The following is a 20,585-nucleotide window of genomic DNA, read 5'->3' as shown; positions in this document are numbered from 1 at the left end:
AAAACTCATTACGTATTCTGAACATCCGCTTAACTTAGATTTGTTTCCTCGTTTTGCGGGTGCAAACATACTACCTATTTTCCTTTTTGCAATGACTTTTTTAATCTTTTTTTATGGTTTTTTTTAGCCTAATACTTAACTCGCTTATTTACCATTACTTACGTATGAAAAAAATGAGTGCGATATAAGATTTAAACTCGAAAAAATAAAATGGGAACGTTAAATATACGATTTTTTTCTTAAACTTTTCAATTTATAATTGAATTTTCTAGTGCGTTAGGGATAGTAGTGGATAGCCCACAGCGAGGTACGAGCGAGGACTTGGAACGGATAGCCCGCCCCTTTGGGTAACGCCCTTCTTTAAAATATTACTAAATGTATTACCTTATATATTAATGATACTATCTGTTTTTGCTACTTGATTATAAATATCTGCGCTAAACATATATAGTTTTGCTGGTTTTTTTGATGCTCCTTTTTTCTTTTCATCTAATGGTACTATATATGGTTTGCTTATTGCTTTTTTTCTGAAATTGCGATTATCTAGTTCTATTTCTAAAACTGCTTGGTACACCACTTGCAATTCATTTAGAGTGAACTTGACTGGAAGAAAATCAAACACTATTGGTTGTGTTATTATTTTGGTTTTTAAATCTTGGTATGCATCATTGATTAGCCTATGGTGATCAAAGCCTATTTCTGGCAAGTTTTTAATTTTAAACCATTTTAAGGTATCTTCTTTATTTAGTTTTATTTTATTTGCCTGTATGTTTAAATAATATGCTACTGTTACAGTTCTTACTTGTGCGCCACGACTTCTTATCCATAATAAATCTTTATCGGATTTCAACCTATTAGGGTTGCCATAAGTTCTGAATTGGATTTTGTTAAGATTATCTTCTCCTATCAATTCTTTAAACACTCTATTTGCTGACTGACCTAAATTGTTACTTTTAAGTACATAATGCCCTGGTAGCACCCAATCATCTATAACTGGTAAGCCCTGAGTATACATATTTAATGAACGTTTTCTTAACAGAACATTTAAAAAGTTTCCTTTTAGGGCAAAAATTACACAATCTACTGATAAATTATCAATTTTTCTAAAATCCATATGAAATAAAACGTTAATTTTACGTTTTTACGAAAATAATCATTATTGCAGTAATATCAACTCAAAGAGGATACTTTTTTCTATTAGTTTAGTTGGGTTATTAAGCGTTTTGTAAGATTTAATTTTTTTAAACCACTTTTAATTAATATAGTTATATGTCGAAATCATTTTATCTTAATATGGAAAATTTAAAACAATTGCCTCCAAATGTTTTAAAGCCATTATTTAACAGAGATAATATTAAAACTAGCATTCTACATATTGGGGTTAGTAATTTTCATCGTTCACTTCAAGCGTTTTATACGCACGAACTTATTGAAAGATTTAATGAACTAAATTATGGTATATGTGGTGTAGATTTGTTGGATACTAGTCGCAAAATTTACAATATTTTAAAAGATCAAGATGGTCTTTACACTCTTTACATAAAGGAAATAAATGGTGTTCATAAAGCTAAAGTTATAGGTTCTATTGTAGAATACTTTTTTGGGCCTGAAAACCCCATGGCTGTTATAGAAAAAATGGCGAGTCCTGATATAAAAATTATATCGCTAACCATAGCAGAAGATGGATATCATTTAAACGAAATAACTGGTGAGTTTGATTTAAACCACCCATCTGTATATGAAGATTTAAAAAACCCTTTAAGCCCTAATACTGTTTTTGGATATTTAACCCAAGCATTTAAACTTAGAAAACTAAGAGGACTACCTGGATGCACCATACTTTCTTGTGATAACATTAAAGAAAACGGAAACACTATTAAACAATCTTTTTTTAATTATGTTAGCAAGGTTGATCCAGACTTATTGCCTTGGCTTACTAAAAACACTACTTTTCCCAATACGATGGTTGACAGGATTACACCAATTACCGAATTAAGAGACATATACTCTTTAAAAAACGAGTTTTTAATTGAAGACCAATGGCCTGTGGTATGCGAATCTTTTTCGCAGTGGGTTATTGAAGATAATTTTTTTGATGAAAAACCAGCTTGGGACAAAGTAGGTGTTCAATTTACAAAAGATATTAAGCCTTTTGAACGCATGAAACTAAGACTTTTAAATGCAAGTCATACCATTTTAGGCATTTTAGGAACCTTACATGGCTACAAAACTGTTCATGAAGCCTCTATTGATAATGATTTTAACACATTACTGAATTCTTACATGGACAAAGAAGTTACAGCCACTCTTGAAATGCAAGATATTAAAACTATAAATGATTATAAAAAAAATATAATATCTAGATTTCAAAACCCATATATAAATGATAAACTTTCTAGGATTTGTCAAGAAAGTTCGGCTAAAATACCATTGTTTATCTTACCCACAATTAAAGATCAACTAAAAGGTGAAAAGCAAATAAAAATTGCCGCTTTTATAATTGCTGCATGGTGTAAATATAATGATGGTATAGATGACCAAAACAACCCCTATAAAATTATTGATAGTTTAAGCGGAACCTTAATTAGAAACGCAGCACTATCTCACCAAAATCCAACAAAATTTTTAGAAATAACATCTGTTTTTGGCAACTTAAGTGAAAATGAAATTTTTAGAAACCATTATTTAGAATCACTATCCTTACTAAGAAGAAAAAACGTTAAGGATTGCGTACAAGAGCTCAACTCATTAGTTTGATGCAACCATAAACACTATTTTAATACAAAAAAGCCTTACATTAAAATTGTAAGACTTTTTTAAATTGCTATTAATCAAAATAATTAAGTTATAATAAACATTTACATTAGAACACCAGTTAAATTTTTAATTGACATCTCATTAATAACAGGGTTTGCACCTTCACTACTAGTTACTAATGCCCCAACCGCACAAGCGTAATCTAATGATTCTTGAGGCGCATTATTATTAGCTAATTTACTTATTAAGGTTGCCAAAAAAGAATCTCCAGCCCCAACCGTATCAATTACCTTAACTTTATAACCTTTATTATAATACAACTCCCCTTCATCATAAAGAATTGCTCCTTTTTTTCCTCTTGTTACACAGATACTTTTTGCTTTAGTTTGACTTGCAATACTAATGATGATTTGTTCTAATGAATTAGTTGGTATATTTAAGAAATCTCCAATTTCAAGAATTTCATCATCATTAAACTTTATAAAATCTGCATGATTCATCAAGTCTAATAAAACATTAAACGAATAATGAGGCGCTCTTAAATTAACATCAAAAACCTTGTACTTTGCAATTTTCAATAATTCCTTTAAGGTGTTTTTTGAAACTTTATCTCTTGAAGCTAAACTTCCGTACACAAATATATCTGAGGTTTTAGCAAGCTCCATAGCTGTTTCTGAAAGCTCTATTTTATCCCATGCACAAGGGTACTCTATTTCATATGAGGCACATCCTTTTGAGTCTAGCAATACTTTTACATTCCCTGTTTTATAAATTGAATCAATTTGTATAGCAGATGTATTTATATTTTGGTCTTGCAAAAATTCTATCAATTTTCGTCCACTTCTATCATCTCCAACCCTACTAATAATAGCTACATTATTGCGCATTGACTGAAACCTTACCGCTACATTTAAAGGTGCACCACCTATTTTTTTATGTGTTGGAAATTCATCCCACAACACTTCACCAAAGCAAAGAATATTACTCATCTAAATTTCAGTTAAAACTTTGTTATTCATTTCCTTTACACATTTCTCAACCCCATATTTCACAATATTATCATACGCCTTTGTGTATGCTTTTACAAACGTATTAGATGCACTAAGACCACCAAATACTGTTTCTAATTGTAAAAATATTTCGGGGTTATTTCTAGCTTTTAAAGCCTGCTCATGCAAAATATTAGCCATAGCATCTTTTATATTTAAGTCATTTTGATACTCATCTTTACCTAAATTATAAATAGCCCATGCAGCAATTACAAAAGCTGCATATGTAATTGCTCCATTTTCTTTTAGTTGCGCTTTCACTGTTGGTAATATAAAAATTGGAATTTTAGCAGAACTCTCAGAACAAATTCTTTCAATTTGATCTTTTATATAAATATTTCCAAAGCGCTCTAGCAATGTTGCTTCGTAACTTTCTAAATCTACCCCTTTTAAATCTCTTAAAATGGGAGCCACCTCATCCCTCATATAAATTTTAAGAAAGTTTTTAATACTTTTGTTGTTTGCTGCTTCATCAATAGTGTTATACCCTATTAAGGCTCCTAATATACCTAACACAGAATGTCCTGCATTTAACAATTGCAACTTCATTTTTTCAAAAGGCTCAACATCTTCAACAAACTGCACTCCTACTTTTTCCCAAGGCGGTCTTCCTGCTACAAAATCATCTTCAATTATCCATTGTTTAAACGACTCACATACCACAGGCCACGCATCATCAATACCAGAAGTTTCTTTTAAATGTGTTATATCCTCAACAGAAGTTACAGGCGTTATACGATCTACCATAGCATTAGGAAAAGACACATTAGTTTCAACCCATGACACTAATTCTGGCTCTGCTTTTCTAATATAACTTAGCAACATTTTTTTTGTCATATCTCCGTTACCTTGTATATTATCACAAGATTGTATAGTAACACCTTTTAAACCTAATTTTTTCCTAAGTTTAAGCGCTTGTGTTAAATAACCAAAAATAGTTTTTGGAGTTTTAGGATACTCTAGATCATGTATAATTGATAGATTACTAAAATCAAAAGCTTTAGTAGCCTCATTATAATTATAACCACCTTCGGTAATTGTTAAAGTTATTATTTTAACTTCAGGACTCGCCATTTTTTCTATAACAGCCGTTGGGTTTTGTGGCGCAAACAAATATTCTACTATAGAGCCAATAACTTGCTTTGTTAATGTACCATCTAACTCTTTAACAACCAAAGTATATAACCCATCTTGATTCTTTAATGTTTGATAAATTTTAGTGTCAAAATCTAATAATGCAACCCCACAAATTCCCCAATCTTTTATATTTTCATTGTGTAATAATTGATCGGTATAATAAGCCTGATGCGCACGATGAAAACCACCAATACCAACATGCACAATACCTGTTTTAATAGTAGATCTATCATACGTTGGCACTTTAACTCTTTCAGCGATAGCAGAAAGATTTTTACTATTTAATTTTAAATTTTTCATAATATTTAATTTTGTATAGAATCACCTCTTTTAAGTACCCATATTGTTGTAATAAAGTAGATAATAGTACAGACAAAAGCATATTTATAAAATACCTCCCTATTTTCTATGTACGCGCTTTCATTAGAACTACCAAACAACACTGTAGATGCTAATACAACAGTAATAATTAAAACCAGAATAGAAATTACTCGCAACACTTTAGTTAAAGAAGTATTATCTTTTAAATGTACAACATGCTCTTTTGCTTTTTCTTCTTGAAATTTTTCAATATCCTTATTTCTTTTGTTTTCTTTTGCTTCTTCTTCAGGGTATTTATTTTTTGCTCCATAACGTCCTGCCAATAGCGTATAAACCACTATTGTAAAAATCCAAGTAGGAATAAATAAGTAAAAAAACGACATTACATTTAGTGCATTTAAACCAAAACCAAACACAAGCCCTAAAGCCCATGATGCAACAGCTGGTGTATTAAATGACAACTTGCGATAACGTGCCCAGTAACGCGTATAGTTAATTTTAGGGAAAATCTGATGTTCTGCAAATACAATTCCTCCAACAGGCACAACTATTAAACCTGCAAAGGTTAATAATGGAAGAATTTGAGAAAATACAAAAGGAAAACACGCCACCACTACGGTAACTAAACCAACTATAATGGTTGTTTTTTTTCTTGAATTGTTATAAAAAATAGCCTGTGCTGCTAGTCCTGCTCGGTATAGATTAGCAACTGCTGTAGTCCAACCAGCAACAATAACGATGATAAACCCAGACCAACCTAAAGCATAATAAGCAACATCTCCGGGGTCTAATTCAACAATAGACTTACCAATGATTACAGCTGTCCCTGCCCCCATAATTCCAGCTGATATCCAAGCAAGGTAATGCCCAAACATCATTCCTGTACTAGTAGATAACCCGTACACTTTCTTTTTTGCAAAACGCAATAAAGCCATATCTATAAGCCCGAAATGCGTAATAGTATTTGCTGCCCATGCAAAACCTATCACCTCTACTAAACCAATACCTGGTTTTCCTTCACTATTAACTCCTGTCCAAATAGACTTATCTCCTAGAGTTATAAAATCACTCCATCCTTTTGGTAATGTTTCTCCTAAAACCTCTAATGAAAGTGCTGGCAAGAGTACGAATGCACCACAAACGAACATAACAAATAACCAAGGTGCGCAAATAGCAGAGAATTTAGACACAGCTTTGAATCCATATATAGCAATAGAGACCACCACAGCACCTACACACAAAACAATTAATATAAACCATACATTTGTAGGATACCAATTAAGTTGCGCAGGAATATTAAAAGCAAAACGTACAGCTGTAGAAGATACAGTAATCATTGCTGCTGATATTACCGTAAAAATGATAACATTTGCCCAATTATAAAGATTTGTCATAGAATCTCCTGCTATTTTATTTAAGTAGGTATATAAACTTAATCGGGTATCTACAGCAATGGGAGACGTTATAAAGGTCCAACTTAAAACAGCTAAAATGTTTCCAATTAATAAACCTAAAATAATATCTTTAGTGGTGGCACCAAGCGCTACAAAAGTAGCTCCTATAACAAATTCTGTAGCAGCAACATGTTCTGCTGCATATAAACCTGCAAAATGAGTCCAATTATACAGTTTATGTTTTGCTATTGGCAACTGTTCTTCTTCAATATTTTCAAACTGAGAATATTTATTAGTGGCGTTCATAGTTTAATTATTTAGTTTAGTTTTTAAAATAATGTAACATCTAATTGTAATACTGTTTTTTCTTGCTCAGGATTCCACATAGCTGTTACACCAATAGGAAGCTTATGATTTCCAATTCTAATTTTATCACTAAAAGTAACTCCAACATTAATCAAGTTTCCGGCACCTTCAGTATAAAATGTCTTATCTGTTATAAATGACCATGCACCCCCAGCAAATAGCAACAAATTAGCATCTGCTTTTTCCCAAACCTTACTGTTTACTTCAAAATAATGAGTCCAAGAATTTTTTAAAGAACCATCCGTTTGCACCTCATAATCACCAGCCCCACCACCTACAATGGTTGCCAAATAGAGTAATATTTTTGAAGAAATATTATACCCAAAGCTAATATCAACAAAATTATAACCTTGTGTTTTATCATAACTCCAATAATGCAACACATCTCCACGTTCTTCAACACCAGTATAGTTATTATGAGTAACAGCCTCAACAAAAAATTTATTTGATAAACGATATGCCGTATATATTGAAAACTCTTGATAATGAGCTGCCACATTTTCACCTGTGTTTTTATTCACAACGTCTACTGTTGTAAAACTTGCACCACCCCATACACCAAAAGTAAATTTTTTGTTTCTAGAATTATATTGTAAACTAGTAGCTACCATAGCCCCAGGATGCACTACAAACCCATGCCATAGGTGCATATTTTTAAGATGAGCATCAGCTGTAAAAGCCTTGTAATCATTTTTGTTTTCATCTTGCCCATTAACAATAATTGCAGCAAAATATAACAACATTAACCATATGAGTTTAGACTTAGAAGCAACAACCTGTTTTGTTTTTAAAATCCTATAATTCATTTGTCTTATCTTAGCTGGTTCTATTAAACGTAAAAACAACGTTTAATAACAACAAATGTATATAAGATTACTTGATAATTAAAATTTTAATTCAAAAAATTCATTTATTACTTTTATTTTTATATTTTTTTCAATCATACTCAGTTTTTTATAAAGATTATTTAAAAAAAATTATAAAACGTAAAAAATACGTTTGATAAAATTTTAACATTAATAAACCAACCACATGTAAAAAGCCATGAAAAATTGTTAAATAACTCAATTTGTAGTATATATAATTATGTTAAGAATTAAAATCTTAATTAAATACTCACAAAACACAACCTTAAAAATAGAAACACAGTTAAAATAAATTACACCCATTATATATTGCGTGTATTTGTTTATACTATTATCTTTGCAGCCTATTTTAATTTAATTAGATGATACATATTACTTTACCAGACGGTAGTGTAAAAGCGTTTGAAGAAAACGTTACACCAATGGATGTTGCTAAAAATATTAGTGAAGGATTAGCTAGAAATGTTATTTCGGCAAGTTTTAATGGTACAACCGTTGAAACAGCAACCCCATTAACCACCGATGGGTCATTGGTTTTATATACCTGGAGAGACGATGCAGGAAAACAAGCTTTCTGGCACTCTTCGGCACACGTATTAGCTCAAGCAATTGAAGAATTATATCCAGGGGTTAAATTAACTATTGGTCCTGCTATTGAAAATGGATTTTATTATGATGTAGATTTTGGTGAGCATACAGTATCTGAAAAAGATTTTAAAACCATTGAAAATAAAATGTTAGAGATTGCACGTGGTAAACACGATTTTAAAATGCGATCTGCCACCAAAGCTGAAGCCTTAGCTTTATATAAAAATAATGAGTTTAAAACTGAACTTATTGAAAACTTAGAAGATGGTACTATAACGTTTTGTGACCACTCTACGTTTACAGATTTATGTAGAGGAGGCCATATACCTAATACCGGCATTATAAAAGCGGTAAAAATTTTAAGTGTTGCTGGAGCCTATTGGCGTGGTGATGAAAATAAACCTCAGTTAACACGTGTTTACGGTATTTCTTTTCCTAAGCAAAAAGAACTTACCGAGTATTTACACATGCTTGAAGAAGCTAAAAAACGCGACCATAGAAAACTTGGAAAAGAGTTAGAATTATTTACTTTTTCTCAAAGAGTAGGACAAGGTTTACCTTTATGGTTACCTAAAGGAGCTGCCCTACGCGAACGTTTAGAAAACTTTTTAAAAGCTGCTCAAAAAAAGGCTGGTTATGAAATGGTTGTTTCACCACACATAGGACAGAAAGAATTATATGTAACTTCAGGGCATTACGCAAAATACGGAGAAGATAGTTTTCAGCCCATAAAAACCCCTAAGGAAGACGAAGAATTTTTATTAAAACCTATGAACTGTCCGCACCATTGTGAAATATTCAATAGCTTCCAATGGAGTTATAAAGATTTACCAAAACGTTATGCCGAATTTGGTACAGTTTATAGATACGAACAAAGTGGAGAACTACATGGTTTAACACGTGTTAGAGGCTTTACACAAGATGATGCCCATTTATTTTGTACTCCAGATCAATTAGATGAAGAATTTAAAAATGTAATTGATTTAGTATTATATGTATTTGGATCTTTAGGATTTGAAAACTTTACGGCTCAGGTTTCTGTAAGAGATCCTGAAAACCCCGACAAATATATAGGTGATGTAGCTAATTGGGAAAAAGCAGAACAAGCCATTATTAATGCGGCTTCTGATAAAGGCTTAAATTACGTTATTGAAGAAGGAGAAGCTGCTTTTTATGGTCCTAAATTAGATTTTATGGTTAAAGATGCCTTAGGAAGACAATGGCAACTAGGAACAATACAGGTAGATTATAACTTACCAGAACGCTTTGACCTTACATATAAAGGAAGTGATAATGAATTGCACCGTCCTGTAATGATTCACAGAGCACCATTTGGAAGTATGGAACGTTTTGTAGCATTGTTACTAGAACATACAGGAGGTAATTTCCCGCTTTGGCTCATGCCAACACAATGTATTATATTGTCACTCAGCGAGAAATATGAAAAATACTCCGAAAAAGTTTTAAATTTGCTAGAAAATCACGAAATTCGCGCCCTTGTAGACCATAGAAATGAGACTATAGGGAAAAAAATTCGGGAATCCGAAATGCAAAAACACCCGTATATGCTTATTATAGGGGAACAAGAAGAGAAAGATAACATGGTTACTGTACGTAAACACGGTGGTAAAGATTTAGGAATGATGACTATTGAATCTTTCTCAAACATTATAAAAGAAGAAATTGATAAAACGTTAAAATCGTTTTAATAAAAAAAGTTTAATTTAAAAAGTAGTAAGCCATAGCAATTAGAAGAAGAAGACAGCCTCAAAGAGTTATTAAAGAGGACAAACACAGAATCAACTCTAAAATTACAGCACAAAAGTTACGTCTTGTTGGCGATAATGTAGAAATTGGTATATACACCAAAGGTGATGCCATGAGAATAGCTAATGAGCAAGGTTTAGATTTAGTTGAAATATCTCCTAACGCAGACCCTCCAGTTTGTAAAGTTATGGATTATAAAAAGTTTCTTTATGAACAAAAGAAACGAGATAAAGCCTTAAAAGCTAAGGCTACTAAAGTTATTATTAAAGAAATTAGATTTGGACCACAAACTGATGACCACGATTATCAGTTTAAAAAGAAACATGCTGAAAAGTTTTTAAAAGAAGGTGCAAAACTAAAAGCATTTGTATTCTTTAAAGGACGTTCTATTGTATTTAAAGAGCAAGGACAGATTTTGTTATTACGTTTAGCTCAAGATTTAGAAGAATTTGGTAAAGTTGAACAAATGCCAAAATTAGAAGGAAAGCGAATGACAATGTTTATTGCTCCTAAAAAAGATAAGAAATAACTGAATGTATTTTCAGTATTAAAAATAATTAAGCGAAATAAATTAAAACTAGGAAAAGAAAATGCCTAAAATGAAAACAAAATCTAGTGCCAAAAAACGTTTTAAGTTAACAGGTACTGGTAAGATTAAAAGAAAGCACGCATTTAAGAGTCATATATTGACAAAAAAATCTAAAAAGCGTAAGCTTGCTCTGACTCATGATACATTAGTACATAAGGCAGACGAAGACAATATTAAAACTATGTTACGTTTAAAGTAACCACGTTTTAATTGGTTAAATAAATTATAAACCCTGGAGTTAGGCTCAGTAAAAGTGTCAGTTTTAATTGACCGCCTACTACAAAAAAATTAAAATTATGCCAAGATCAGTAAATTCTGTAGCTAAAAGAGCTAGAAGAAAAAAGATTATTAAACAAGCAAAAGGTTACTTTGGAAGACGTAAAAACGTTTGGACAGTAGCCAAAAATGCGGTTGATAGAGCGATGCAATATTCGTACAGAGACCGTAGAAACAAAAAGAGAACATTCCGTGCTTTATGGATAACCCGTATTAATGCAGGTGCCAGAGAACATGGTTTATCTTATTCTCAATTTATGGGGAAATTAAAAGCTAATAACATTGAATTAAACCGTAAGGTTTTAGCAGATTTAGCTATGAATAACCCTGAAGCTTTTAAAGCTGTAGTTGATAAAGTAAAATAAGGCGCTTAGCCTATTGTAAAACATATATTTCGCTTAATAAAAGTCCAACTCTTAAGAGTTGGATTTTTTTATTTAATACATTTTAAACACAAATAATTATACAAAATCTTAATTTTGCCAATTATTAAAATTATATGGATTTATCTCAAGTAAAATTAGTAGTTAGTGATATGGATGGTACGTTACTAAACTCTAATCACCAAGTAAGTAATTTATTTTTAAAACAATTTGAAGCCCTAAAAAAACACAATATTTTGTTTGTTGCTGCAAGTGGAAGACCTTACTACAGTATTGTAGAAAAATTAAAACCTATTAAAAATAATATTATTGTAGTTGCAGAAAACGGAGGGCTAGTTATTCAAAACAACAAACAAATTCTTTCTACCCCAATAGATAGAGATAATTTATTTGAAATTGAAAAAATAATTGACGTCAACAATCATATTCATCCTGTATTTTGCACAAAAAGTAAGGGCTATTTTAAAAGCAACTCTTTTGGTTACATATCTGTTTTATCAGAATACTACCCTAAATTTAAAGTTATAGACAGTATAGAAGATATTGATGAAGAAATCATGAAAATAGCACTTTATCATTCCGAAGATTCCGAAAGGTATATTTATCCTTTAGTTAAGTCTTTCGAAAATAAATATGCTATTAAAATTTCTGGGAAAAATTGGTTAGATATTTCTGATCATTTAGCAAACAAAGGACACGCTATAAAACTATTACAAGAAACCTTTAATATTTCTGAAAAAGAAACCATGGCTTTTGGCGATTATAATAACGATTTAGAAATGCTAAGATTAGCTAAATTTAGTTTTGCTATGAAAAATGCCCATGACAATGTTAAGCAAATTGCTAATTACGAAACTAAAAGCAACAATGATTTAGGTGTAGAACACATTATAGCAAAACTTTTAGATGCCAAAAACTAATTACCAAAAGCAGTAATTACTAAGTTTCTTGAACCTCCATAATCTCTATGCTCACATAGGTAAATACCCTGCCAAATACCTAAGTTTAATTTACCATTTGTAATTGGTATTTGAACCGAAGCACCTAATAAAGAGGCTTTAATATGTGCAGGCATATCGTCGGGTCCTTCATAAGTGTGCTTATAGTAAGGAGCATTTTCTGGAACCATTTTGTTAAAATGACTTTCAAAATCTGTTCTAACAGTATAATCTGCATTTTCATTTATGGTTAAACTAGCCGAAGTGTGTTTTATAAACACCTGTAATTGTCCTATATTTATTTGGCTAATTTGTGGAATAGCTTTTAATATATCATCAGTGATAAGATGAAAACCTCTTGTGTAAGGCTTTAATTTTATTTGTTCTTGAAAAAATTTCATAACATTAATTTCTTTCACTATTTTTAAGTTGTACAATATATTCACTAAAATAATTATATTAATTATTAAGTTTTATAACGCAACCTTTTTTTATAAATACCATCTTAATATAAAACATTATGAAAATGAAACTACTTTATATAATCTCTATTTGTTTTATATTTTTAACTAGTTGCGATTTAAATGATGACAATGAAACTACCTATGAAGAAACAACTTATTTAACAGAATGGCATTTAATTGAAGTTAATGGTGGTATTTCTGGTGAAACAGATGAATTTGATTTAAACACAGTAGTTTGGACTTTTAACACTGAAAACAATGTCTTAACCGTTGTTAACAACAATACTGATGATACTAAAGAAGATGCTTTAGATTCTGGTACTTATTCTTATTCTGAAACTGATTTTGGTGGCATCTTTTATTTAAGTATTGATGGTGATGAATTTGGCGAATTTAGTTTTAGCTCTTCCAACAATTTTTTAACTATTAATGCTACTGAATTATCTACAGAAATGGTTTCTGATGGTTACATTTATGAATTTCAAAGAGTACTTGTTGAAGTAGAATAATCATTACGTTTTTTGTTTCTTTTTTCTAGCTGCAGGAAAAAGCACATTATTTAAAATAAGCCTATATCCGGGTGATGTAGGATGTAAATCTAATTCGGTTTTAGAGTCTCCTACTTTATGTTGATAATCTTCTGGGTCATGACCACCATAAAAAGTAAAGAATCCTTTTCCTTTTATGCCATGAATGTATTTAGCTTCTCCATTAATTTTAGTTTCACCCATTATTAACACATTGGGCTTAATTTCATCTCTTGTAAAAGAAGTTGTTTGCCCCATAAACCCTTTTATTAAAGCTGTATGATTTTGACACAGCATGGTAGGAATAGGATCCCATTTTGCAGAAAATTCCATTAAGGTAAAGTAATCTGAAGTTCTTGGTACATTCCTTTTTCTGGTCATATCAATTGATGAAAACTCATAAATTAACGGGCTTCGTTCTAAAGTAAAATCTTTAAAAGCTAAAGTTTTGTTATAATCTATTTTGTTTTGGTACCCAGCATCACTTCCATCTCCATCAAACATAGGCTCACAAATATCAACACCTTCGGCAGATAGAGCTATATCAAAACTATCTGTAGCGCTACACATAGCAAACATAAATCCACCGCCTACAACATAATCACGAATTTTTAAGGCAACTGCCAACTTAGATTGAGACACTTTATGAAACCCCATCTTTTTTGCTAAAGTTTCGGCAGATTTTTTTTCGTTTATGTACCACGATGCGGCTCTATAAGCGCCATAAAATTTACCATATTGCCCTGTAAAATCTTCATGATGCAAATGCAACCAATCATAAAGTAATAAGTTGTCATTTAGCACTTCTTCATCATACACTGTTTCATACGGAATTTCTGCATATTGCAAAACCATTGTAACGGCATCATCCCAAGGCTGTTTACCATTAGGTGTATAAACTGCAATTTTAGGTGCTTTCTCTAAAACAACAGCTTCCATATTTTTGCTTGGGCTACTTATTTCTTCTAAAATACTTTCTGCCATAGCATTTGAAATAACTTCAAATGAAACCCCTCTAATCTGACACTCTTTTTGAATTTCTTGGGTATCTGGTAATAAAAAAGAACCGCCTCTATAATTTAGTAACCATTTTACTTTAAGTTCTTTCTTTAAAGTCCAATAGGTAATACCATAAGCCTTTAAATGATTTTTTTGACTTTCGGCATCCATAGGAATTAGTATGTATGACGCAAAAGCATTGACTGAAATAAACAGAAAAAGTATTAGCACAATAGTACGTTTCATAGACCGAAAGATACTTAAAATTTAATCTAAAAAACAGTCTTAACAGAAGATTAATTCTTAGAAAGGTACATCATTATCATCATCTTCATTAAATGAGCTTCCAAAAGCTTGGTCTGGGCTTGCTGTAAAGTTATCTGTTTTAAAGGTATCATCATTAGCAGCAGCATTCATTTTAGAATGGAACTCGAAAGGAGAATCAAAATCATCTAAATTATCAAACTTACCAAGGTGTCCAATAAACTTCAATCTTATGTTTTCTAACCCACCATTTCTGTGTTTAGCAATAATAAATTCGGCTTGTCCTTCGGTTGGAGAGCGTTCTTCATCATCCCATTCATCTATTTTATAATATTCGGGTCTGTAAATAAAACTTACAATATCAGCATCTTGTTCAATAGCTCCAGATTCACGTAAATCTGATAGTAGTGGGCGCTTACTTCCTCCCCTAGTTTCTACCGCACGCGATAATTGAGATAAAGCAATTACTGGTACATTCAACTCTTTAGCTAAAGCTTTTAAGTTTCTAGAAATCATAGATATTTCTTGCTCTCTGTTTCCATTATGACTACTTCCACCTGTCATAAGCTGTAGGTAGTCTATCATAATGAGTTTTATATCATGCTGAGAGGATAAACGGCGTGCTTTGGCTCTTAAATCGAAAATTGAAAGTGAAGGGGTATCATCTATAAAAAGTGGTGCTTTTTCTAGTCCTTTTACTTTTACATTAAGCTGTTCCCACTCGTGTTTTTCTAATTTACCGGTACGTAATTTTTCTGACGATAAGCCCGTTTCACTAGAAATTAAACGCGTAATAAGCTGTACTGAAGCCATTTCTAATGAGAAAAATGCCACTGGTATATTTTGATCAACCGCTATATTTCTTGCCATAGACAGTGTTAAAGCTGTTTTACCCATACCCGGACGCGCAGCTACAATAATTAAATCGGATGGTTGCCAACCAGAGGTTAATTTATCTAGCTTAGTAAAACCTGTTGGAATACCACTAAGACCTTCTTTATTAGAAATTTCTTCAATTTTCTTTTTTGCTTGAATAACTAAATCTTGAGCAGACTCACTAGATTTTTTTATGTTTCCTTGGGTTACTTCGTATAATTTGGCTTCTGCTTTGTCTAATAAATCAAAAACATCTTTAGTTTCATCATAAGAATCTTCAATAATTTCACTTGAAATTTTAATTAAACTACGCTGAATAAATTTCTGTAAAATAATGCGGGCATGAAACTCAATATGTGCAGAAGATGATACTTTTTGTGTTAAAGAAATGAGATAAAAATCACCCCCAACTAATTCTAACTTAGCATTCTTCTTTAATTGTGTTGAAACCGTTAATAAGTCTATAGGTTCACTGTTTTCAAACAACTGAAAAATGGCTTCAAAAATATGTTGATGTGCTTCTTTATAGAATGCTTCCGGACTTAAAATATCAATAACTTCATCTACTCCCTTTTTATCAATCATCATCGCTCCTAACACAACTTCCTCTAAATCAATAGCTTGCGGAGGTATTTTACCTTTTTCGAGACTGATTAAGGTGCTTTTATCTACTTTATATCCCTTTATTTGGTTGGGTTGCTTCATAACTACGAAAATAACTAAAAAAGTGTGTTTAATTAAAAATAATCTACAATTGGATTTTAACCGGTAGTTAACAATTTAACTGTTAATAACTTTAATATATTGTGAATAAGCCAAAAAAAAACTGAAGTTACAAACTTCAGATTTTTGTATCATGTGGTTTTAAAAGTGTTAGCCTTTATAAACTCCCATATTAGCATACTTATCCATTCGGTTAGCAACTAAATCTTTTGGTGATAAGTTTTTTAATTCATTATAATTTTTTACAATGGCATTACTAACTGCAGTAAATGTTTTTTGTCTATCTCTATGGGCTCCTCCCAAAGGTTCCTTTATAATACCATCAACAAGTTTAAGCTTTTTCATATCGGTAGCAGTAAGTTTTAAAGCTTCAGCAGCTTGTTCTTTATACTCCCAACTGCGCCATAAAATAGAAGAACAAGACTCTGGAGAAATTACAGAATACCAAGTGTTTTCTAGCATTAATACTTTATCTCCTACTCCAATTCCTAGTGCTCCACCAGAAGCTCCTTCTCCTATAACAATAGTTATAATTGGAACTTTTAAACGTGTCATTTCTAAAATATTTCTTGCTATGGCTTCGCCTTGTCCACGCTCTTCAGCTTCTAATCCAGGGTATGCTCCAGGTGTATCTAAAAGAGTTACTACTGGAATACCAAATTTTTCTGCCATCTTCATTAACCGAAGCGCTTTTCTGTATCCTTCTGGATTTGCCATACCAAAATTACGGTACTGTCTTGTTTTGGTATTATAACCTTTTTGTTGCCCAATAAACATAAAGCTTTGGTCTCCTATTTTACCCAATCCACCTATCATGGCTTTATCATCTTTAAAGTTTCTATCGCCATGTAATTCTAAAAAAGATTCTCCACAAATGGCAGTAATATAATCTAACGTATAAGGTCTGTTTGGGTGGCGAGACAATTGAACACGTTGCCAAGGCGTAAGGTTTTTATATAATTCTTTTTGAGTAGAAGCTAATTTCTTTTCAATTTGAGAACAGGTTTCTGTAACATCAACTTCACTCTCCTCACCTATCACTCTACATTTTTGAAGTTGATCTTCTAGTTCTTTTATAGGTAGTTCAAATTCTAAATATTCCATAAGAATTTATTTGGCTATTAATTTTTGGTTAGAGTACAAATATAAAAACTTTAATCTTGATTAAAGCCTATGATTTTTTCTTTTTATTTTTTGTGAATTTTTCAATATACCGTTCAGTATTACAGTTGCAATAATTAAAAGGGCTCCATAATAAAAAGAAGCACTCATTTTTTCACTTTCAGGAAATAGTATTAATGCTATTAATATGCCGTAAATAGGCTCTAAGTTATAGGTTAAAACTACGGTGTATGGACTTATAAGTTTCATTACATGAACCGATGCTATAAAAGCATATGCGGTACAGACCGATGCTAAAATTAATAAGTAGAAAAAATCTGATGTACTTAAATTGAAAAATTTTAAATTAAAACCTTCGGTAGTAAAAAGTAAATACAACGAAATGAAAATTACACCACTTAAAAATTCATAAAATGAAATAACTGTTGCTGTATGTTGTTTTAAAAAACTGCCATTTAAAACAGCAAATAATGATGATAAAAAAGCCGAAGATATACCTAATATTATTCCGGTTAGGTATTTTATTTCGCTTTGCGTTATTATAATAACTCCTGTAATTACTATTAACCCAAATAAAATTTCATACCAAATAATTTTTCTTTTATATACTATTGGCTCTATTAATGAAGCAAAAAAAGCACCTGTTGAAAACATGGCTAGTGCTATGGATATGTTGGCTTCATCTATAGCTCCAAAAAAAGTAATCCAGTGTGCTGCTATTATAATTCCTGCAATTGATAGTTTTAAAACCGATTTTGGCCTAATGCTTAGTTTTACCTTTGCTATTTTAATATAAGCAAACATTAAAACAGATGCTATAATCATTCTATACCAAACTAACGGAATAGCAGTAATTGTAATTAACTCACCCAAGATGGCTGTAAAACCAGCTATAAAAACTAAAAGATGAAGGTGTAAATAATTTTTAAGTTTAGCGTTTGGCATTGTAAAGCATATATGCTGCTAAAATACCAAAAATGATATTTGGGAACCATACAGCTATTAATGGAGGGAAATCTGATTGTTCTGCCATAACCCCAAAAATCTTATCAAAAAACACAAATATCATAGCTATGCAAATACCAATTGCTAGGTTTACCCCCATACCACCTCGTCTTTTAATTGATGATACTGCTACGGCAATAATGGTTAAAATAAAAACTGAAACTGGTAAACTCCACTTACGGTATAAAACCAACTTAAAACGTCCAACTTGAGTTGACCCTCTAGCCTCTTCTTTTTTAATAAACTCTCTTAAATCATCATACATCAATATTTCGGCTGCATATAAAGGTGGAGTTAAATCTCCTACATTAAAGGTAAAGAGTGTGTCTTTTCTTTTTAAAGTCTCTATTTTATCTTCATTTTCAAGAATATCGCGTTTAGTATAATTTGTTAATCTATAGGTAGAATCTTTTTCTATAAATCTAATAGAACTAGCTGTTATTTTATATGTAAGCTTATTATCTTCAAAATGTTCTAATGTAAAATTTTGTCCGTTGTTATTTTTAACATCAAAACTACTTACATAAATAATTTCATTATCATTTATTTGTCTAAAAACATTGGTATTATCAACCGCTTTTCTTCCTTTTTTTAGGTATTTATAACTAAAACTATTAAACCCTTCACTTGCTTTAGGGGCTAAAAATAAACCTAATATTATTGAAAATACAGCTACAATAGCTGCACCTATTAAGTATGGTCTTAAAAAGCGTGTAAAAGAAACACCAGAACTTAAAAAAGCAATAATTTCTGTGTTATTGGCTAGTTTAGAAGTAAACCAAATAACCGATAAGAATAAAAATAATGGAAATAGTAAATGCGCAAAATAAATAGTAAAGTCTAAAAAGTACAGTAATACTTCTGGTAAAGGCACTTCGTTTTCAAGTATTTTACCAATTTTTTCTGCTAAGTGCACTGTAATTCCTATAGGAATAAACAGCAGCAACATCATTGTAAATGTTAACAAATAGCGTTTTAATATGTACCAGTCTAATATCTTCATTAACTTTTACAAACGTTTATCCATTTGTTTTACCATTTTATCTTTCCAAGTTTTAAAATCTCCTGCTAATATATGTTTTCTAGCTTCTCTAACCAACCATAAATAGAAACCTAAATTATGAATAGTTGCTATTTGCTTTCCTAACAATTCGTTAACAGAAAATAGGTGACGCAAATAAGCTTTGGTATATTCAGTATCAACAAAAGTTATATCCATTTCATCAATTGGAGAAAAATCGTCCTCCCATTTTTTATTTTTAATATTTATGGTTCCGTGTGCTGTAAATAGCATACCGTTTCTTGCGTTACGTGTTGGCATTACACAATCAAACATATCTACACCTAACGCAATATTTTCTAAAATATTGATTGGAGTTCCTACTCCCATCAAATATCTTGGTTTATCTTCTGGTAAAATACTGCAAACAATATCTGTCATGGCATACATTTCTTCGGCAGGTTCTCCAACCGATAAGCCTCCAATAGCATTACCAACTGCTCCCGAATTTGCAATATATTCTGCAGATTGTATGCGCAAGTCTTTATAGGTACTTCCTTGTACTATTGGAAAAAAAGCTTGGTTATAATTGTATTTTAACGGTGTTTTTTCTAAATGCGCAATACAACGGTCTAACCACCTATGTGTCATGTGCATAGAACGTTTTGCGTAATTATAATCACACGGATAAGGTGTACATTCATCAAAAGCCATAATAATATCTGCCCCTATACTGCGCTGAATTTCCATAACATTTTCGGGTGTAAATACATGATAACTCCCGTCTATATGCGATTTAAATTTTACGCCCTCTTCTTTAATCTTTCTATTTGCAGATAAAGAATATACTTGATAGCCTCCAGAGTCTGTTAAAATATTTCTATCCCAATTCATAAATTTATGAAGTCCTCCAGCTTTTTCTATAATATCTGTTTGCGGGCGCAGATATAAATGATATGTGTTGCCTAAAATAATATCAGGATTTATATCTTGTTTTAATTCACGCTGGTGCACACCTTTTACAGTAGCAACAGTACCTACTGGCATAAAAATAGGTGTTTCTATAACCCCATGATCTGTGGTTAACTTACCTGCCCTTGCTTTACTTTGTGAATCTTTTCCGTTTAGTTGAAATTTCATTTTTTATTATTCTGAGCGCAAAGATAAATAACTG

The 20,585-nt window shown here is 31.4% G+C and carries 19 protein-coding genes; 7 read left to right on the top strand and 12 right to left on the bottom strand.

The features are described 5' to 3' along the window. Positions 1-385: 385 nt before the first annotated feature. Complete coding sequence (locus J1D01_RS16845) at positions 386-1,114, bottom strand: NUDIX hydrolase (protein ID WP_372937886.1); 729 nt, start codon at positions 1,112-1,114, stop codon at positions 386-388. Positions 1,115-1,293: 179 nt separating this feature from the next. On the opposite strand from J1D01_RS16845, the gene J1D01_RS16840 reads away from it, so the two are divergent. After that, positions 1,294-2,757 carry a mannitol dehydrogenase family protein gene (locus tag J1D01_RS16840; RefSeq protein WP_372937885.1) on the top strand — a complete coding sequence of 488 codons (1,464 nt, stop codon included), beginning with the start codon at positions 1,294-1,296 and terminating at the stop codon, positions 2,755-2,757. A gap of 101 nt (positions 2,758-2,858) precedes the next feature. On the opposite strand, the gene J1D01_RS16835 is transcribed toward J1D01_RS16840, so the two are convergent. The 4 genes from J1D01_RS16835 to J1D01_RS16820 are packed head-to-tail and all read right to left on the bottom strand — an operon-like array spanning position 2,859 to position 7,830. Then, positions 2,859-3,746 (bottom strand): carbohydrate kinase family protein, encoded by an 888-nt coding sequence (locus J1D01_RS16835; RefSeq protein WP_372937884.1) that lies wholly within the window; start codon positions 3,744-3,746, stop codon positions 2,859-2,861. Continuing rightward, positions 3,747-5,243, bottom strand: coding sequence for a mannitol dehydrogenase family protein (locus J1D01_RS16830; protein WP_421151679.1), 1,497 nt, complete (start codon positions 5,241-5,243; stop codon positions 3,747-3,749). 5 nt (positions 5,244-5,248) lie between these two features. After that, entirely contained in the window at positions 5,249-6,964 is a 1,716-nt protein-coding gene (locus tag J1D01_RS16825) for a purine-cytosine permease family protein (RefSeq protein WP_421151678.1), read from the bottom strand. 23 nt (positions 6,965-6,987) lie between these two features. Then, positions 6,988-7,830 carry a hypothetical protein gene (locus J1D01_RS16820; protein ID WP_421151677.1) on the bottom strand — a complete coding sequence of 281 codons (843 nt, stop codon included), beginning with the start codon at positions 7,828-7,830 and terminating at the stop codon, positions 6,988-6,990. Positions 7,831-8,252: 422 nt separating this feature from the next. Here J1D01_RS16820 and thrS point away from each other — a divergent pair, with 422 nt between their 5' ends. The 5 genes from thrS (at position 8,253) to J1D01_RS16795 (ending at position 12,413) form a co-directional block, all read left to right on the top strand. Beyond that, on the top strand, positions 8,253-10,187 hold the full coding sequence (thrS, locus tag J1D01_RS16815; protein ID WP_421151676.1) for a threonine--tRNA ligase: 1,935 nt from the start codon (positions 8,253-8,255) through the stop codon (positions 10,185-10,187). Between the two features lie 68 nt (positions 10,188-10,255). Continuing rightward, a complete protein-coding gene (infC, locus tag J1D01_RS16810; protein ID WP_372938691.1) occupies positions 10,256-10,774 on the top strand; it encodes a translation initiation factor IF-3 in 519 nt (172 codons plus the stop codon). A 61-nt stretch (positions 10,775-10,835) separates the two neighbouring features. After that, a complete protein-coding gene (gene rpmI / locus J1D01_RS16805) occupies positions 10,836-11,033 on the top strand; it encodes a 50S ribosomal protein L35 (protein ID WP_019388182.1) in 198 nt (65 codons plus the stop codon). Between the two features lie 97 nt (positions 11,034-11,130). Then, positions 11,131-11,475: a 50S ribosomal protein L20 gene (rplT, locus tag J1D01_RS16800; RefSeq protein ID WP_076697181.1), complete on the top strand. Its 345-nt coding sequence runs from the start codon at positions 11,131-11,133 to the stop codon at positions 11,473-11,475. A 134-nt stretch (positions 11,476-11,609) separates the two neighbouring features. Next, a complete protein-coding gene (locus tag J1D01_RS16795; RefSeq protein WP_421151675.1) occupies positions 11,610-12,413 on the top strand; it encodes an HAD family hydrolase in 804 nt (267 codons plus the stop codon). Here the strand turns inward: J1D01_RS16795 and J1D01_RS16790 are convergent. Further along, a complete protein-coding gene (locus tag J1D01_RS16790; RefSeq protein ID WP_421151674.1) occupies positions 12,410-12,832 on the bottom strand; it encodes a secondary thiamine-phosphate synthase enzyme YjbQ in 423 nt (140 codons plus the stop codon). The two genes, J1D01_RS16795 and J1D01_RS16790, sit on opposite strands and share 4 nt — an antisense overlap. A gap of 125 nt (positions 12,833-12,957) precedes the next feature. Here J1D01_RS16790 and J1D01_RS16785 point away from each other — a divergent pair, with 125 nt between their 5' ends. Next, entirely contained in the window at positions 12,958-13,404 is a 447-nt protein-coding gene (locus J1D01_RS16785) for a hypothetical protein (protein ID WP_421151673.1), read from the top strand. A 3-nt stretch (positions 13,405-13,407) separates the two neighbouring features. Here the strand turns inward: J1D01_RS16785 and J1D01_RS16780 are convergent, their stop codons facing one another. The 6 genes from J1D01_RS16780 to tgt form a co-directional block, all read right to left on the bottom strand. Continuing rightward, positions 13,408-14,592 (bottom strand): asparagine synthetase B, encoded by a 1,185-nt coding sequence (locus tag J1D01_RS16780; RefSeq protein WP_421151680.1) that lies wholly within the window; start codon positions 14,590-14,592, stop codon positions 13,408-13,410. Between the two features lie 132 nt (positions 14,593-14,724). Continuing rightward, complete coding sequence (gene dnaB, locus J1D01_RS16775; RefSeq protein WP_372937836.1) at positions 14,725-16,266, bottom strand: replicative DNA helicase; 1,542 nt, start codon at positions 16,264-16,266, stop codon at positions 14,725-14,727. 168 nt (positions 16,267-16,434) lie between these two features. Next, the gene (locus tag J1D01_RS16770) at positions 16,435-17,388 is read right to left on the bottom strand and encodes an acetyl-CoA carboxylase carboxyltransferase subunit alpha (RefSeq protein WP_372937837.1); all 954 of its coding nucleotides are present in this window, start codon (positions 17,386-17,388) and stop codon (positions 16,435-16,437) included. A gap of 60 nt (positions 17,389-17,448) precedes the next feature. Further along, positions 17,449-18,351, bottom strand: coding sequence for a DMT family transporter (locus tag J1D01_RS16765; protein WP_421151672.1), 903 nt, complete (start codon positions 18,349-18,351; stop codon positions 17,449-17,451). Next, a complete protein-coding gene (locus J1D01_RS16760) occupies positions 18,338-19,414 on the bottom strand; it encodes an LptF/LptG family permease (RefSeq protein ID WP_421151671.1) in 1,077 nt (358 codons plus the stop codon). The genes J1D01_RS16765 and J1D01_RS16760 overlap by 14 nt, the downstream gene beginning before the upstream one ends. Positions 19,415-19,420: 6 nt before the next feature. Beyond that, positions 19,421-20,551 (bottom strand): tRNA guanosine(34) transglycosylase Tgt, encoded by a 1,131-nt coding sequence (gene tgt, locus J1D01_RS16755; RefSeq protein WP_421151670.1) that lies wholly within the window; start codon positions 20,549-20,551, stop codon positions 19,421-19,423. Between the last annotated feature and the right edge of the window lie 34 nt (positions 20,552-20,585).

Source organism: Seonamhaeicola sp. NFXS20, assembly GCF_049132085.1.
Lineage (GTDB): Bacteria > Bacteroidota > Bacteroidia > Flavobacteriales > Flavobacteriaceae > Seonamhaeicola.
This window is presented reverse-complemented; position numbering and strand designations above follow the sequence as displayed.

What these genes read in the sequence shown, in the direction of transcription:
- J1D01_RS16845 (WP_372937886.1), bottom strand. Translation starts at nt 1,114, where the DNA reads ATGGATTTTAGAAAAATTGATAATTTATCAGTAGATTGTGTAATTTTT.
- J1D01_RS16840 (WP_372937885.1), top strand. Translation starts at nt 1,294, where the DNA reads ATGGAAAATTTAAAACAATTGCCTCCAAATGTTTTAAAGCCATTATTT.
- J1D01_RS16835 (WP_372937884.1), bottom strand. Translation starts at nt 3,746, where the DNA reads ATGAGTAATATTCTTTGCTTTGGTGAAGTGTTGTGGGATGAATTTCCA.
- J1D01_RS16830 (WP_421151679.1), bottom strand. Translation starts at nt 5,243, where the DNA reads ATGAAAAATTTAAAATTAAATAGTAAAAATCTTTCTGCTATCGCTGAA.
- J1D01_RS16825 (WP_421151678.1), bottom strand. Translation starts at nt 6,964, where the DNA reads ATGAACGCCACTAATAAATATTCTCAGTTTGAAAATATTGAAGAAGAA.
- J1D01_RS16820 (WP_421151677.1), bottom strand. Translation starts at nt 7,830, where the DNA reads ATGAATTATAGGATTTTAAAAACAAAACAGGTTGTTGCTTCTAAGTCT.
- thrS (WP_421151676.1), top strand. Translation starts at nt 8,253, where the DNA reads ATGATACATATTACTTTACCAGACGGTAGTGTAAAAGCGTTTGAAGAA.
- rpmI (WP_019388182.1), top strand. Translation starts at nt 10,836, where the DNA reads ATGCCTAAAATGAAAACAAAATCTAGTGCCAAAAAACGTTTTAAGTTA.
- rplT (WP_076697181.1), top strand. Translation starts at nt 11,131, where the DNA reads ATGCCAAGATCAGTAAATTCTGTAGCTAAAAGAGCTAGAAGAAAAAAG.
- J1D01_RS16795 (WP_421151675.1), top strand. Translation starts at nt 11,610, where the DNA reads ATGGATTTATCTCAAGTAAAATTAGTAGTTAGTGATATGGATGGTACG.
- J1D01_RS16790 (WP_421151674.1), bottom strand. Translation starts at nt 12,832, where the DNA reads ATGAAATTTTTTCAAGAACAAATAAAATTAAAGCCTTACACAAGAGGT.
- J1D01_RS16785 (WP_421151673.1), top strand. Translation starts at nt 12,958, where the DNA reads ATGAAACTACTTTATATAATCTCTATTTGTTTTATATTTTTAACTAGT.
- J1D01_RS16780 (WP_421151680.1), bottom strand. Translation starts at nt 14,592, where the DNA reads ATGGATGCCGAAAGTCAAAAAAATCATTTAAAGGCTTATGGTATTACC.
- dnaB (WP_372937836.1), bottom strand. Translation starts at nt 16,266, where the DNA reads ATGAAGCAACCCAACCAAATAAAGGGATATAAAGTAGATAAAAGCACC.
- J1D01_RS16770 (WP_372937837.1), bottom strand. Translation starts at nt 17,388, where the DNA reads ATGGAATATTTAGAATTTGAACTACCTATAAAAGAACTAGAAGATCAA.
- J1D01_RS16765 (WP_421151672.1), bottom strand. Translation starts at nt 18,351, where the DNA reads ATGCCAAACGCTAAACTTAAAAATTATTTACACCTTCATCTTTTAGTT.
- J1D01_RS16760 (WP_421151671.1), bottom strand. Translation starts at nt 19,414, where the DNA reads ATGAAGATATTAGACTGGTACATATTAAAACGCTATTTGTTAACATTT.
- tgt (WP_421151670.1), bottom strand. Translation starts at nt 20,551, where the DNA reads ATGAAATTTCAACTAAACGGAAAAGATTCACAAAGTAAAGCAAGGGCA.